Here is a 15,699-nt window from a genome sequence, read left to right on the forward strand (position 1 = left end):
AATCAACGTGCTGAATTAAAGATTATCAGCTGGATTTGGGCAAACTAATCAACAAATCCGAATGGCATCATTCAATGACCAACTACCGCAGAAGAAGGATTGAGGGCGGCACTTACTTCTTTACCCAGGTAACACATGAAAGACAACCGTGGCTTTGTACGGATATTGCTCGTCCTTTGCTGCGCTCGGCATTTCTCAAGGTTCGTGAAAAATATCCGTTTGCGATCGATGCCATTGTGTTGTTACCTGACCACATCCACTGCATCTGGACTTTACCACCCAATGATAGTGATTATGCAACTCGTTGGCGATTGATTAAAAGCGATGTCACCAAGCAAGGAGCATCTGGCCTAAAGTTGGAGGCAAACCGGAGTGAGTCACGGCATAAACGCAGAGAAAGCAATCTTTGGCAGCGACGATTTTGGGAACATTGGATTCGAGATGATGCTGATTTTGCTCGGCATTGTGATTATATCCATTACAATCCAGTAAAACATGGGTTGTGTCAGCGAGTAATGGATTGGAAGTTTTCAAGTTTTCACCGATATGTAACACAGGGTATTTATCCGGTTGATTGGGGAATGAAGGAGGAATTGATGCCCTTATTAGAGGTTTGGGATCGGTGAGTTCAAGGTTTTGGGTAATGCGTTACGCTGGCGCTAACGCATCCTACAAGAGCAAGTGCGATCGCCCTGCTGAAAAATAATCCTAAAGATAGATGCAATATTACTTAATAAGCGATATCAACTCAGTACTACCAACCATAGGATTGAAAATTAGTATTTTTGTACATAAAATTAAAAATCTAAAATTAAAAATTTGGTAATACTGATGGTTAGGAGTGTTAAAGTTTCAGGAAATTCATCGGAACTTTTCAGCGGGTATTCATGCTGAAGAAACTACAGAAAAAGCAAATTTCCATAATTGCGGGTGCGGCACTGTTTGCCTTTTTAGCTGGGGCAATGGTATCAGCACCTGAGATTGGTAAAACCGTTGGGCAATGGCTCAAACTGGGTAAGAATCAGGCAGAGCAAACATCTGATGCGAGCATTGCCCAATCAGCCGTCTTGCCACTGATATCACAATCTCTGCCAGAACGGGCGGCAAAACTAGCAGAAATCGCAGGGCAGTCGCGATCGCCAGACCGAAATCGCGCTCGTTATCTTTTGGCGAGTGATTACATTGAAAGAACCCAAGCCCAAAAAGCCCTGGCTTTACTCCAAGGATTAGATAAAGACTATCCCATCCTCGCACCCTATATTTTGCTGAAACAGGCGCAGGCAGAGGATATGCTGGGCGAAGATGGTAAAGCTTCGGATCTCAGGCAAAGTGTGCTGAAACAGTATCCCAAAGAAGCGGCTTCGGTGAAAGCACTATATCTGATTGCCCAACCAAAGCAACAAGAAATAGCGATCGCTCAATTTCCTTCCAATCCTCTAACTTGGGAAATTATTCGTAAACGCTTGCAAGAAAACCCCAATCAGCCAAAATTACAATTGATTTTGGCTACTTATGCTTACGATCAACCAGGCATAGTAGGCGTTTTAGATCAGTTAGTCAAACAGACGACCCTCAAACCCGAAGATTGGGAACTCATTGGTACAAGCTATTGGGAAAATAGCCAATTCTTGAAAGCGGCGAATGCTTATGCCAAAGCACCCAAAACATCGCGCAACCTCTACCGGACTGCACGAGGGTTACAGATTGGAGGCAAAGACAAAGAAATAGCGATCGCCACTTATAAACAATTGGTACAGCAATTTCCCAATACCGAGGAAGCTGGGACTGCATTACTACGGTTAGCAGAAACAGCAAAAACAGGTAAAGACGGCTTACCCTATCTTGAGCAGGTAATTAGTAAATTTCCTAAACAAGCTGGTACTGCATTAGTACAAAAAGCCAAAACTCTCGAAACCCTCAAGGATCAAAAGTCAGCTAGCGCGGCGTGGCAATTACTCATAGCCAAATATGGCAATTCTGATGAAGCCGCAGAGTATCGCTGGAAAATCGCCCAAGATAAAGCCAAAGCCAAAGATTACGTCGGTGCTTGGCAATGGGCAGAGCCAATTGTCACTAACAATCCCAACAGTATTTTGGCTCCGAGAGCAGGCTTTTGGGTAGGCAAATGGGCAGCTTCGCTAGGAAAACAGCAGGAATCTCAAACTGCTTATGACTATGTAATTAGTCAGTTTCCCTACTCTTACTATGCTTGGCGAGCAGCGAATATGCGGGGGCTAAATGTCGGCAACTTCGACAACGTGCGCGTCATGAACCCTGAAGTAATCGCACCCCAGCGTTCATTACCACCGGCTGGTTCTGAGACTTTCAAAGAATTGTATTTGCTGGGTCAAGACCGCGATGCCTGGTTGCAATGGGAAACGGAATTTCAGAATAAACTTCAGCCAACGGTAGCAGAGCAATTTACTGAAGGGTTGATGCGCCAGGCAAGGGGAGAAAATCTCATTGGAATTGACAAAATCTCTAAGTTAGAAGACCGGGAAACACCAGCAGAACTTGCCCAATATCAAACTCTGAGCAAACAGATCGCCTACTGGCAAGCGCGTTATCCATTTCCCTATCTCCGAGAAACTGAAAAATGGTCTATTGAGCGTAAACTCAATCCCCTGCTAGTAACTGCTTTGATGCGTCAAGAGTCAAGGTTTGAGCCAAAAATCAAATCCGTCGCTGATGCTACTGGCTTAATGCAGGTATTGCCGAGTACAGCTAAATGGATCGCCCCACAAATCAAAGTGGATTACAAAACAATAAACCTAGAAAATCCCAACGATAACATCATGCTGGGTACATGGTACTTGGATCATACCCATCAGCAATATAACAATAACTCGTTGTTAGCGATCGCCAGTTACAATGCCGGGCCTGGTAATGTCTCCAAATGGCTGCAAACTCTAACTACACAAGACCCAGATGAGTTTGTTGAACAAATTCCCTTTGATGAAACCAAAAATTATGTACGTCAAGTATTTGGCAACTATTGGAATTATTTGAGACTTTACAACCCTGAGATTTCTGAAATCGTAGGAAAGTACTCAACTACACATCCAAAATTGCCAGCCCAGTGATTCATGCCCAATCCGATGAGTAACTAGGGATAGGTGAGTTTGATTTCACAAGAGGCAGGGCGCATTAAAAAGAGACAAGGGAGACAACAAAGAGAGGGCAGACAACGGAGAGAAAAGCTTGTTCAATAATTCCCCCTTGTCCCCCTGCTCCCAATACTGCTCGGTTAAGCATTTTTAACTTGGAATTGGATTTGGGGAAAAGGTTAAAGGGTAAAGGTTTTTTCTTTCCCTTTTCCCCTTCCCCTTTTCCCTTTAACCGACAAGTATTGCCCCTGCTCCTCTGCCCCCTGCTCATCTTTAGCTACCTATGTCATTACCATTGATCATTGATGTCACCTGCGATTCGACCGCATTAACATAACCTCGATCGTTCAAAACTTGCGTTGGTAACTTATTAGCTTTGATAGCAGCTTGCACTATATCTTTTGCTGTCAGGTTTCCTATTTGGAATTCAGATAACAAAGTACCGGCACTGGGAATACCCTGTTCTCTGAAAGCACCTTGATAAGCTAGAAAAGCAATATTGAAAGGTTGAAGATACCTGACATTTTGCGAATCTGCGTTTATTTGTCTGCCACTATTATTAACTGTTTGAGCGTCAACTATTCCAGGTACAAAAGCAATACAGGCAACGACAAATGCAGAATTTATCAAATTTGTTAGTTTCATAACTCTTTCCTCAATTGAACTAGATTTATTAGTTTATTTAGTAACAAAATCCTATTTTTTAGTAATCTTAGGATCTTGACATTCAGTTCCTATCTTCCGAAATATTCTTTAATCAAAATTACTCAGTCCCATCATTTGATATGCAATAAAAGCAGTATCAAATGATTTGAGAGAATTTACATTCTTGGAAGAGGTAGATAAAACGTCAGAGTTTACGAACGTGTTCATTGATGCGCCAGATTTTTGATTATTGGCTGTATGAACACTAGTGATTTTAGGCATAGAATTAATCCAAGCAACAAGATGTGCAGAATTTATCAAGTTTGGAATTTTCATACAGTTATCCTTAATTAAACCGAAGTACACCAGTCAGTATTATTTAGTTGCATAGTCTGCTTTTTTATAAATCTCAACATTTTTCACTCAGTTTATTTGATAGCTTGGTTTGTTAATTACACCAAATAGCCGAGTCAAATTAACCCCACTCTCAGGAGTTGAAAATTTGTAAAAGATTTAGTAAGTAAAAACTTAGAAAATGTAAAAGTGCGCCAAATCAAATATCTTGTTTGCTAGCCGTTCTCTAAGGTGCGATCGCTCATATATATGTAATAACGATTTTCCCTTCTAGAGATTTTTTACTTTTGGCTATAAACTGAAATCCAACCTTTTTTAGCTACTTAAGTTTCCATACCAATATGCTAATAAATCTTTTCGATAGAAGCAAATACTTTTAATTTTTAATTTGATAAACAAAAGTGATGCTAATTAATACTGGCATTGCAAAATTTTCTCTAAACCTTATTGATTATTGATTTGAGGTTAGATGCGCTCTGGTGTAAGTTAGGCGTTCAGGAGGATAAAATAAGCCGATCGTGTCAAAATGTTAAGTGTATAGTTTATTTGCAAACTCACTTATGCCGAAAGCAATTTGGAATGGCGCAGTTTTAGCCGAAAGCGATAATACCGTAGTTGTGGAAAACAACCATTATTTCCCTGCTGACACCATTAACAAGGAGTACTTCACAGACAGTAATACCCACACTACTTGTCCTTGGAAAGGTGTCGCTAGCTACTACAGTATTGAGGTTGATGGACAAATCAACAAAGATGCTGCTTGGTACTATCCCAGCACCAAGGAGAAGGCTAAGAATATTGAGGGTTATGTAGCCTTCTGGAAGGGTGTAAAAGTAGAGGCTTAATAAAGGTTGCTGGGAGTATTTTAGTTTCAGAAATTGATTTAGTATTTACAGCAATCATCAAACAAAATTTTGTGGAGGTTGACACAAGTCAACCTCCACAGTCTTAAACTCGATCGGAGGCGGAGCGTCTCCGGCTACGCTCCTGAATTCTGTTAGCGATAGCGGAGCGTTTAGCCCGTTCTGAATTCTTCTTCAAGGGCTAATTTTTGTTGGTTTTAGCCATGCAAAAATCTGTGTAACTGTTAAATTAAGTTGCAAAAATTCAGGTACAGGCAATACTTCATCCCCAGTCATCTCTATAGGTTGCTGTCCTGGCAAAAATACCAATACTAAGCGTTCATCTGGATCGATCAACCACCCTAATCGAGTACCGTGTTTTAGACAGTGAAGAATATTTATAATTACCTTGGTTGTATTCTGTTCTGGTGAAAGAATTTCAATTGTCCAATCAGGATAAATTCCAAAGGTATTTTCAATTTCTCCATTTGCATCAAAAGGAATCCGTTCCCAAGCAAATACACTCACGTCTGGTACAATGGAGCGTCCGCCAAAGGTACAGCGTAATTCTGGAAAAGCCAAAGCAATTTCTTGTTCTTCAGCAACTTGGCTAATTGCGTTACAAAGTTTTAGTTGTAGCCGGGAATGTTTGCCTTGTGGCATTGGTTTCTGGTAAATACGACCGTCTATAAATTCACTAGCAGGCTTGGTTTCTGACAGTTTGAGGAACTCTGCTAAGGAGATTGATTTGTGCAGCGTACTTGTCATAGCTGTGCAAATGCCATATTTGATCGGAATCTTAGCATTTTCTGTCCTTGGATTTTAGGAAGCGAGTCTATTCTTCTTGATGTTGCTGCTTAAAGTCAGCTAATACTTGTAGAATTTCTTCTGCTGAGATGTCTTCTTGTTCAGATTTTGAGTATATGGTTATTAAAATAATATTTGTATCTGTTTTTAAATAATAAATTACTCGATACCCACCACTTTTACCTTTTTTAACATCACTATTTTTGACCCGTAGCTTAAAAATTGTATATCCAACTCCGGGTATTTTGTCTCCTGGTAATTCTCCTGATTGCAGTTGTTTTATTATTGGTTGAATATCATTACTAATATTTCGGTACTTTTTGGCTAAGATACGCAGATTACGTTTAAATTTAGCAGTGGCTTCGACTTGAATCAAAGGTGGTTCACTCTGCATCAATACCTTCCCACAGTTGAGATACAGGTATAGTATTTCCGGTCATCGCATCGTACCAACCTTGACGAAAACTTTCACTGGCAGACTCAATAAGTTCATCATCCTCTTCATTCTCTTCCGTTATTAAGACAATGACTCGGACGCGGCTGTGTTTTGCTATAGTCAACGGCTTGTCTAAAGAAATTTGACCCAATTCGTTCACGGTTCCCTTGACTTCAATTGCTTTCATTGTCGTGAATCTGAGTTGTGCTGTTAATAGTATATGACTTGTATATATAAGTTTTGCTTAAGCTGTGGTAACGATCGCATAACCGTTGTCACAAATAGATAAGCGTTCTTAACGAAACAACTTAATTAATAAGTTTTATTTAAGCGTTGTGAACGAAGACATAAGTTTTGTCACAAAAACACAAGCATTCTGGACGAAACAACTTGTGTTCTGGACAAACAGACAAGTTTTCTGTAACAACGGATAAGCGTTCTGAACGAAACAACTTGTGTTGTGAACGAACAGACAAGTTTTCTGTAACAACGGATAAGCATTCTGAACCAAACAACTTGTGTTATGAACCAACGGACAAGTTGTGGTAACGAAAACAACTTTATTTTTAACGCCCGCTTCTGTTTTGGTAACAAATTGACAAGGTGTTGCGATCACGGGAACTTGATTTGTAACGTCGCTACTGCAAAAGTACTCAAATTCCTTTTGGAAAGAGAATTTTTTTTAAGCTTTGCATTGTACGAGTAGCAACATTATGCTGATGCCAAGCTTGATAGAAATTAGGGTAAGGCATATTCTGGGCGCATTTCCAGGCTAAATCATAGTACTTATTAAGCAATTGCGGATCACTGCTTAAACTTTTGACTACCTTAAAGCGATGCTTATTATTTTGTAGAATTTTCTCTAAGCTATTTGCTGCTTCATTATGGATAGAAATATCCACAGATTTAGATTGCAGCAGTTCCACTAAGGCGGCAATCGCAATATCATTGCCTATGCCGATTATCCCTAAGCTTTTTACTGCCTGCCAAGGGATGTAGCCACGCACAGATTTGGATTGCAGCAGTTCCACCAATGCAGCGATCGCAATATCATTGCCTGGGTCGATTCTCCCTAACCTATCTGCTATCTCCATACGGGTGCCGTCATCCACAGATTGAGATTGCAGCAGTTCCACCAATGCAGCGATCGCAATATCATTGCCTGGGTCAATTCTCCCTAAGCTATCTGCTGCCCGCCAACGGGTGTGGCTATGCACAGATTGAGATTGGAGCAGTTCCACTAAGGCAGCGATCGCAATATTATTGCCTGGGTCAATTCTCCCTAAGCTATCTGCTGCCAACCAAAGGGTGTGGCTATGCACAGATTGAGATTGGAGCAGTTCCACTAAGGCAGAGATCGCAATATTATTGCCTGGGTCAATTCTCCCTAAACTAGATATTGCCAGCCTACGGGTGTAGTCATCCACAGATTTAGATTGCAACAGTTCTACTAATGGGGCGATCGCAATTTCATTGCCAGTGCCGATTTCCCCTAAGCTATCTGCTGCCTGCGAACGGGTGGAGTTATCCACAGTAGTTGATTGCAGCAGTTGCATCAAGGCGGCGATCACAATTTCATTGCCAGTGCCGATTTGCCCTAAGCTTTTTGCTGCATGGCTACGGATGTATTTATCTACATTTTTTTGATTGCAGCAGTTGCATCAAGGCAGCGATCGCAATTTTATTGCCTGGGTCAATTTGCCCTAAGCTTTTTGCTGCATGGCTACGGATGTATTTATCTACATTTTTTGATTGCAGCAGTTGCATCAAGGCGGCGATCGCGATTTTATTGCCTGTGCCGATTTGCCCTAAGCTTTCTACTGCATAGCTACGCATATATTTATCTACATTTTTTGATTGCAGTAGTTGCACCAAAGCAGCGATCGCAATTTTATTGCCTGGGTCGATTTGCCCTAAGCTTTTTGCTGCATGGCTACGGATGTATTTATCTACATTTTTTGATTGCAGCAGTTGCACCAAAGCAGCAATCGCAATTTTATTGCCTGTGCCGATTTGCCCTAAGCTTTTTGCTGCATGGCTACGGATGTATTTATCTACATTTTTTGATTGCAGCAGTTGCACAAAGGCAGTGATCTCTGTTGTATGGTTAATCTGTTGCAATGCTGATCTAGTTTCTTCCTCAATTGGTTTAAAAAAACTTTTCCAACTGTTCTGTTTATTGAAACAACCACAGTTCCACTTGACAATTTGTGTTACTATTTCATTGGCTCTAGAATAACCTCTGAACTCTGCAATCCCTGCGGCTGCTAAAAAATAAGCTCGATACTCATAAAATCCTTTTATAGCCACATCTTTTCTATTCAACTTGCCACATTCATCTTTAAAAATAACTAAAGAATCCATAAACTGTTGCTTTTGGTTTTTTAGGTTTTCTTCTTCTCTCCCCAACCAAAGTAATATTGTTTGCTTCCACTGCGGTTCAAAGATGCGATAAGTTCCTTGGCTGGGATTTTTCGGAACGTGATTGAGAAAGAAATGCCAGTCATTAATTGCTTTAGCAGCAAAGTATTCTTGAAATGAGGCATGAAAGAAAGCGTAAACAGGTTTTCTATTTGTATCTACCCCGACACAATTCAACCAGCCGCGATTTAGTGCCAATTTTAGCAGCGAATTTTCATCATCAGCATCTCCCAAAAAGTGAGTAACAAAACCTTGCCGCAAGCGAAAACGAGTTGCTTCTTTGTCTATTGCTGCTTTAGCTAATTCCCCTAATTTGACATTAAGTTGTTGACGCTGTTCAAATGTTGTAGCAAATTCGGCTTTTTTCCACTTGTCGAAGTCATCAACAAATTGCTGATAGAGTCCCGCTTGAGTATCGGGTAATTTACCATCTCCCGATTGCCAATTTAAACACAGCAGCGTCAACCGCAAAGGATTTTTCACTAAATCCTGAATCCGTTCTTTACCTGATTCTTTTAACGCAGTACATAACTGCTTTCCAGTTTCAGGAATAACAGCGAACCATCTGTGAATAAATCTCTCTACCTGTTCTGGATAAGAAAAATCTAAACTGCGATAAATATCAAAATCATCAAGTGCATTAATGCTGCCATCCCACAAATTAACCCGACAGGTCAGCACAATTCGCACTTGAGAAATTAACCCCCCTTCACGAAATTGCCGTGCAATCTCTGTTAGAGGATTAGATGCGGATATTTCATCTAACCCATCTAACAACAGCCACACATTCTTTTGATTAAACAGAGCAACAAAATTATCCTTCAGTTGCTTAGTGGCTTCAGCTTTACCTATTTTCTCAGCTACCTGAGTTAACCAAGTTTCAAACAGATAAGATTTTAGTTCCTGACCTCGCAAATCTGCTAAAGATACCCAAATAACAATCGACTGGTGAATCTCACGAGATACCCAATCAGCAATCTGCTGTAATAGTGTTGTCTTTCCTGCTCCTGGTTCGCCAATAATTGCAATTCGCTTACCTTGACTTTTAGGCGTGTTTTTCTGTTTGAGAACTTCATCTAGAAAAACATTATGCTCAAATGTTTTAGTGATTTCTGTCTCCTTGTACAGTTCTGAACCCTGTTCTGGAGAAACATCACCTTGACGCTTCGATACTTTTTTGCGCTCAACTAATCCCAGTGGTACGTAAACATCATCAACTTGCAGGTTAACGCCTTCAGTTGATGTCAAAGGATATGTAGTCAGCTTGCGCCGTTCTGCCAGTATTTCACGGCAGATTTTACGCCAGTCATCGGGAGTTAACTTTGTCCCATCCTCCCCTTGAGACGGCTGTAGTCAGTTGTAAGTATTGTGCTGTTCTTCGATTGTGATTTGTTGGGCAACTATTGCACCTTTCTCAGCTTTTATTTCTTCTGCTAACTTCGCAAAGTTATTGACAACTGATGGCTGTGACTTGATTTCTTCTACTAATTTTTTAATTTCCTTGGCAGTCTCAGACTGGTCGTTGTTAACTGCTGCTTCCACTTCCACAACAGCTTGAGCAATTTCTGGATTTGCATCTGCTGCTGCTTTTAGTTCCAACACTGCTTGACCATAATCTAAAGGCTGCGATTCATTTCCCTCAACAGCGCTGGTGAGTAATGGCGATTTATTCTTTTGGCGGAGTAATCCGATTAACTTGCCACCTAGCGTCCATGTAGCATCACCAAGGTTTTCGCCAATTTTCTCCTGTGCTTTAGTCCAAAGTGTAGTTGCGATCGCAGTAGCAACAGCCGTCAGTGTTACAGTTACCATAAATTCACTACAAATTGAATTAAATAATATAAATAGTATTACGCAAATGGGCAATTATTACTGATGCAACCCAGTTCTTAGAGGATGTTTTAAAAGTCCCCTTATCGGTATTAAAAGTTCAGATCCCCCTAAATCCCCCTTAAAAAGGGGGACTTTAATTCCGGTTCCCCCCTTTTTTAAGGGGGGTTAGGGTAGGCTGTTGACTCTGTGCCTTTTTGGAGAGTAAAAGTTCATGCTGTTTCTGTGTCATTAATTTGGGTTGAGAATAAAGTTTTTCTCTTTGAGAGCATAGACTGTCCAAAAACCTCCGCAAGCCACTCTTCGACATCGAAAAAACTAATAGATTCAAGTGCATTTTTCACAACGGTAGTCGTTAAATTCATAGTAGATAAACAAATGGTTAACAACATTTGCCCCATTTCTTTAATTGGACACCGAGCAGAAAATTGTTTATATTTTCCAAACAAAGATTCAATGATATCAGAAGTGGCTAAAAAAGTTTGTTTATCCTTAATTTGCGAACACTCATTAGTCACGTAATCAAATATCTGCTGTTGAAAATATTGGAGCGAATCATTCACCAAATCAGATTGATTTTGCTGAAAATATTGCAGAGTTTGAGAATTAAGTCCTAATTGTTTTAATTGGGTTTCTAGGCGGCGCGTCATTGTCACCATTTGATTCCAATGAATCAAGTCTGTTTCATAATCAGCTAACCATGCCAACTTCTCTACTATTTTTGAAAGAATCAGCTTATGTTCAATGTCTGGCATTAATTGAATCAGAGTCTCTACCGGAGAGTTTAATAACTTAATTGCCCAATTAGTCAGTCTTTCAACATTAAAATAGCGACATTGAGAACGTTGTGATGGAGGAGATAAAAAAGATAATTCTGTTTGCTGGAGTTTTTGCCTGCATCTGTGACATTTTTGCAGAAATGACTGATATCTATCATTCGCATCTAACTTATATTTTAAAAGCAAAGCCATTGCATGAGTAACATCATGAGTGTAAATAATTTCTGGATGATTCTCTTGATATAGCTTGATTCCACGCGCTAAGTCACTACTATGATCTGCGACTATTTGTACTGGTACACCAACTAGCTCAGTTATTTTCTCTAGCTGATGAAGAATCATTTCTCCTTTTGTCGAACCCATAATTTCTAATCCTAATAGTTCGACATCTTCATGTGATAAAGCTCGTCTTTTAGAAACTACTTGTTCGCTCAAATGCTCCTGTGAAACTCCTAATACAACTAAAGCTTTTTGCTTTCCAAGTTCGAGTGTAAAATCAACAATAAATATCCAATCATCCCGATATTCTTTTTTTCTTGTCAATTCATATATCCCCATCCTCCCTAACCATTTTCTTATACAAGTAAAGCTTGGGGTTATCTTTGATTCAGAATTAAATAACTCGAATACTTTTTCTGCTGCTCTAAAACTGATGCCACAGTCAATTAAAAGTTCTAAAGCTTGTTGAATCGTCTGAGCATCATAAGTATGTCCCTTGATACTTAGTTCATCACTATATTTGTTATCATCTAAGTTGATGTCCTCGCTAACATTTTCTTCTTTTTTTCACTGACTCCTCCTATTCTCTGCTCTTTTATCTCTGATTCTGCTGCCAGCGCTCTCTGTTTCCAATACTCTCGTGACGCAGTTAAATCTCGGACTTTTATTTCTAATGCTCTCACTTTTTTTGTTTCTCTAACGCTTTTTCTCTCCAGCTATCTCGACCTTTCTGAAACAACCGTACTAATCTACTAACTGGGCTTTTAAACTCTTGCATTTGCTTTAACTTTTCTCGACTTCAACAACATCATTATTGCATGAAATAATTTTGCCTTAAAACCAACAAAGTCAACAGCCTAGGGTTAGGGGGGATCTAGAAGTACTTAAAAGCACAGCCAAACACTTTTAAAACAACCTTTTAAACCGCGCAGGCGGGTTTTGTATTTCGACTCTGCTCAACACAAGTTTGTGTAGCCGCGATTTCTAATCGCCCACGCACTATAAAACAAACGGTGCATTAGCCTTTGGCGTAACGCACCATAAAAAAATATATAAAACCTAATTATGAATTATCAATTAGAAGCTGCCTTTTCTGCCACATTCCGAATTATTTCCTCCAACGTTTGAAGTAACTCTTGCTCATTATAAGGTTTAGAAAAGTAAGCCCGCGCCCCCAATTGCATCGCCAACTGCCGATGTTTGTTACTACTACGAGAAGTCAGCATTGCAACTGGAATATTTTTTGTATCAACGTCTGAATTTACCTTACCTAAAAAGCCATAACCATCAAGACGAGGCATTTCAATATCACAAATTACTGCCTCAACTCTCAATCCACTATGGAGTTTTTCTAAAGCATCTTGACCATCTTTAGCTTGCTCTACTTGATACCCTCCTTTTTCAAGAGTCAGGGCTAAAAAGCGGCGAACGTTAATTGAGTCATCTACGATTAAAATTGTACCTTTCTGCTTAACCGAAGCTGCTGATATTTTGTTTTCATCAAATATCAAGAACGGTGTTTTTAACCTTGCCGATGGTAATTGAATCCCTTTAGGAGTCCGGCGATTTGTAGCAATCCAATAGAGCAATTCATTAACATTAACGAGTGGTACTACTCGACCATCACCGAGAATTGTGCAGTTGCTGAAGCCTTCCGGTAAAGGTATATTTCCCTCAACTTGGCGAATAGCAACTTCTTGTTCACCCCAGCAACGGTCTATTTGGATTGCTACTGGCTGATTATTCCCTTTGACTACTAACACACTGTTAGCATTAATTGCTGCCGGAGTCTCTAATTCTGAAGTATCGTAGCGCAGACAATTAAACTCTAAATAGGGAGTCAGGCGAATCAGTGGCAGCATGGTTCCTTGCCAATTTAGAACTTCGCTACCTGCCATTTGGAAAACTCTCTCGTGTTGGAGTAAGAATATTTCTGAAATGACATCTGTGGGAAATGCCAACAGCATTTTGTTGATTTCTACCAGCAGAACTCGCGCAACGGAAAGTGTAAATGGTACTGATAGGGTGAAGGTAGTACCAACTCCTGGTTCCGTATCAACTTTCACATCTCCTCGAATTAGTTTGAGATTGTTACGAACTACATCCATGCCGACACCTCGACCAGATAATGCTGTAACTTGCTCGGAGGTGGTAAAACCTGGTTCAAAAATTAGTGATAATAGTTCTTCATCACTAGCATTAGCGAGTAGAGAAGCATCCAATCCCATAGCTAAAGCGCGGGTGCGAATTTTCTCTAGAGAAATACCCCAACCATCATCTCGGATGGTAATCAGGGTGCGATTACTGCGGTGACTAGCTGTTATTTCAATCAATCCTTGTTCTGGTTTACCCAAAAGACGACGAGTGCCAGAGTCTTCGATACCATGATCGAAAGCATTCCTTAAGAGATGCATTAAAGGTTCGTTTAATGTTTCTAAAATGCTGCGTTCAATTAAAGTATTGCCGCCTTCAATTTTTAACTGAACATTTTTCCCATACTCTACATTTAAATCGCGCAAAGCTCTAGGAAAACGTTCGGTCAAATCGGACAGTGGCCGCATTCGGATGTGATTTAATTTTGTCTGTAACTGTTTGGATGTTTTGTTGATTTTACGAGCAATTTGGTCTGTATCATCTACACTGAGTTGCACATCAGTTGTAACTTCCTGTACCTGAACAATGGTTTCCATAACTTCCTGCGATCGCAGGTTTAAATCGTTATAGCGATCCATTTCTAAGACATCAAATTCTCTGTCTATACCTTGTGTTTGCTGGCCATTTTCAGCACGTACATGTAACCCAGAAGCTTGAGTAGAAATTTTGTCATAAGCTATACGCAAATCCTGGTTTTCTCGGTCGAGAACTTGTACTCGCTGGTTCAGGTTTCGAACGAGTTTGCGTAATCTTTCTAGTTGCGAGTTTAAGCCATTTCGCTGAACAATCAGTTCGCCAAATAAATCATTAATTTGCTCTAGTTGTTTACTGGGAACTCGAACGCTATTTTCATGAATTTCTCGATCTTTAACAACGCCATTTGACTCTCCTTTTCCTTCACTAGATTTAGCATCGGCAGGATTATTTTCTCTAGTAAATATGGGATTTTGTTCTGTAACATTGATAGAATTAACATCATCTGCAAATTCTGCATCTACAAATGTAAAATTAGCAGCGATACCTGCGCTAGGCTGCGCCAACGCTTCATCATTAGTCCAATTTTCTCTAGTATTTTCTGGCTGCCAAACAGGTGTTGGCACTGCTTCTGGCTCGACAATATCTATCTGTGCGATGGGAAGCTGTGGTATTACTTCTGCTGCTGGTAATAGTAGCGGTGATTGCGTAGAACTAGCAAAATCAAGTTCTGTAGGTAAGTTATCTAGTTGATTTGTCAGCACCAAAGCTTGCGATCGCCGCCATGCTTGCAATGCTAATTGGGCAATTTCGGGAATACGTGAGCTGCTAACCGTTTCCAATTGCCGCGTTACTGACTCACAAAGCTTGGTAAAAGCTGCCAACTGGAGCATTTCACCCAAACCGCCCAATTCCGCTGCCATGATCACAATTTCTTCATGCAAACCAGGCTGTTCGCTATCTGCCAATATAGATTCTAAACGCTGCAAACACTCTTCTACTTCTGTGGCAAATAGCAAGGGGATAACGTCTTGCCCATCCTCTGGGGATAGCATGGATGAGGCATCCTCCGGGGTGGGGTCGCCCAAGCGATCGTGCAACTCATCAAAAACTGGGTAACAAAAGGTTGCTAACCACGCATCTTCAACAACATTTCCTTCTGCCAGCAATTCGACAATCTGACGCAGCCAATCAACTCCAGATAGCAATAAACTTTGTAACTGGGTGTCAATTTCTAGAGAATTTTTTTTAGTTTTTAAAACTTTAAAGGAATCTTCCAAACGATGGGATAAATGACTTAGCGATTTAAATCCCATCATCCCCGCGCCACCTTTAATAGAATGAGCGGCCCGGAGTGCAGCATTGATTTTCTCTAAATCAATGCGGTTAGTAGTATCAATTTCTAACAATACCCCTTCTAAGGTATTTAAGTAATCAGTTGCTTCTTCCAGAAACTGCATCTGGATTTCTAATTCTTTGTCTTGTAACATGGTTTTTGTCCTTAGTTATTGGTCAATAAATTTTGGATTTTAGATTGCCGATTTTAGATTTTTCTTCCAATCCAAAATCTAAAATCTAAAATCTAAAATTTGTATGGTCATTTGTCACCGGTCATTAGTAAATGACAAATG

12 protein-coding genes are annotated in these 15,699 nt (G+C 40.2%); 3 read left to right on the forward strand and 9 right to left on the reverse strand.

The window, feature by feature from the left end; all coding sequences use genetic code 11:
- Positions 1-74: 74 nt before the first annotated feature.
- Complete coding sequence (locus GJB62_RS11375) at positions 75-626, forward strand: transposase (RefSeq protein WP_114081601.1); 552 nt, start codon at positions 75-77, stop codon at positions 624-626.
- Positions 627-887: 261 nt separating this feature from the next.
- Positions 888-3,083: a transglycosylase SLT domain-containing protein gene (locus tag GJB62_RS11380; RefSeq protein WP_114081602.1), complete on the forward strand. Its 2,196-nt coding sequence runs from the start codon at positions 888-890 to the stop codon at positions 3,081-3,083.
- A 297-nt stretch (positions 3,084-3,380) separates the two neighbouring features.
- Here GJB62_RS11380 and GJB62_RS11385 read toward each other — a convergent pair whose 3' ends face one another.
- Positions 3,381-3,752 carry a hypothetical protein gene (locus GJB62_RS11385; RefSeq protein ID WP_114081604.1) on the reverse strand — a complete coding sequence of 124 codons (372 nt, stop codon included), beginning with the start codon at positions 3,750-3,752 and terminating at the stop codon, positions 3,381-3,383.
- A 914-nt stretch (positions 3,753-4,666) separates the two neighbouring features.
- Here GJB62_RS11385 and GJB62_RS11395 point away from each other — a divergent pair.
- Complete coding sequence (locus tag GJB62_RS11395) at positions 4,667-4,951, forward strand: DUF427 domain-containing protein (protein ID WP_114081606.1); 285 nt, start codon at positions 4,667-4,669, stop codon at positions 4,949-4,951.
- A gap of 192 nt (positions 4,952-5,143) precedes the next feature.
- Here the strand turns inward: GJB62_RS11395 and GJB62_RS11400 are convergent, their stop codons facing one another.
- The 8 genes from GJB62_RS11400 to GJB62_RS11430 all read right to left on the reverse strand — a co-directional run bounded on the left by GJB62_RS11400 (position 5,144) and on the right by GJB62_RS11430 (position 15,558).
- On the reverse strand, positions 5,144-5,716 hold the full coding sequence (locus GJB62_RS11400; protein ID WP_114081607.1) for a Uma2 family endonuclease: 573 nt from the start codon (positions 5,714-5,716) through the stop codon (positions 5,144-5,146).
- Positions 5,717-5,783: 67 nt separating this feature from the next.
- Positions 5,784-6,149, reverse strand: a complete 366-nt coding sequence (locus tag GJB62_RS11405) for a type II toxin-antitoxin system RelE/ParE family toxin (RefSeq protein WP_114081608.1) — start codon at positions 6,147-6,149, stop codon at positions 5,784-5,786.
- Positions 6,139-6,378, reverse strand: coding sequence for a hypothetical protein (locus GJB62_RS11410; protein ID WP_114081609.1), 240 nt, complete (start codon positions 6,376-6,378; stop codon positions 6,139-6,141). The genes GJB62_RS11405 and GJB62_RS11410 overlap by 11 nt, the downstream gene beginning before the upstream one ends.
- 466 nt (positions 6,379-6,844) lie before the next feature.
- On the reverse strand, positions 6,845-7,816 hold the full coding sequence (locus GJB62_RS37445) for a HEAT repeat domain-containing protein (RefSeq protein WP_348537528.1): 972 nt from the start codon (positions 7,814-7,816) through the stop codon (positions 6,845-6,847).
- A 4-nt stretch (positions 7,817-7,820) separates the two neighbouring features.
- The gene (locus tag GJB62_RS11415; RefSeq protein WP_245246141.1) at positions 7,821-9,860 is read right to left on the reverse strand and encodes a HEAT repeat domain-containing protein; all 2,040 of its coding nucleotides are present in this window, start codon (positions 9,858-9,860) and stop codon (positions 7,821-7,823) included.
- Positions 9,861-9,965: 105 nt separating this feature from the next.
- On the reverse strand, positions 9,966-10,424 hold the full coding sequence (locus tag GJB62_RS11420; protein ID WP_114081611.1) for a hypothetical protein: 459 nt from the start codon (positions 10,422-10,424) through the stop codon (positions 9,966-9,968).
- Positions 10,425-10,654: 230 nt separating this feature from the next.
- The gene (locus tag GJB62_RS11425; RefSeq protein WP_245246142.1) at positions 10,655-11,764 is read right to left on the reverse strand and encodes a hypothetical protein; all 1,110 of its coding nucleotides are present in this window, start codon (positions 11,762-11,764) and stop codon (positions 10,655-10,657) included.
- A 749-nt stretch (positions 11,765-12,513) separates the two neighbouring features.
- Positions 12,514-15,558, reverse strand: coding sequence for a hybrid sensor histidine kinase/response regulator (locus tag GJB62_RS11430; RefSeq protein ID WP_114083493.1), 3,045 nt, complete (start codon positions 15,556-15,558; stop codon positions 12,514-12,516).
- Between the last annotated feature and the right edge of the window lie 141 nt (positions 15,559-15,699).

Source organism: Nostoc sp. ATCC 53789, assembly GCF_009873495.1.
GTDB lineage: Bacteria > Cyanobacteriota > Cyanobacteriia > Cyanobacteriales > Nostocaceae > Nostoc > Nostoc muscorum_A.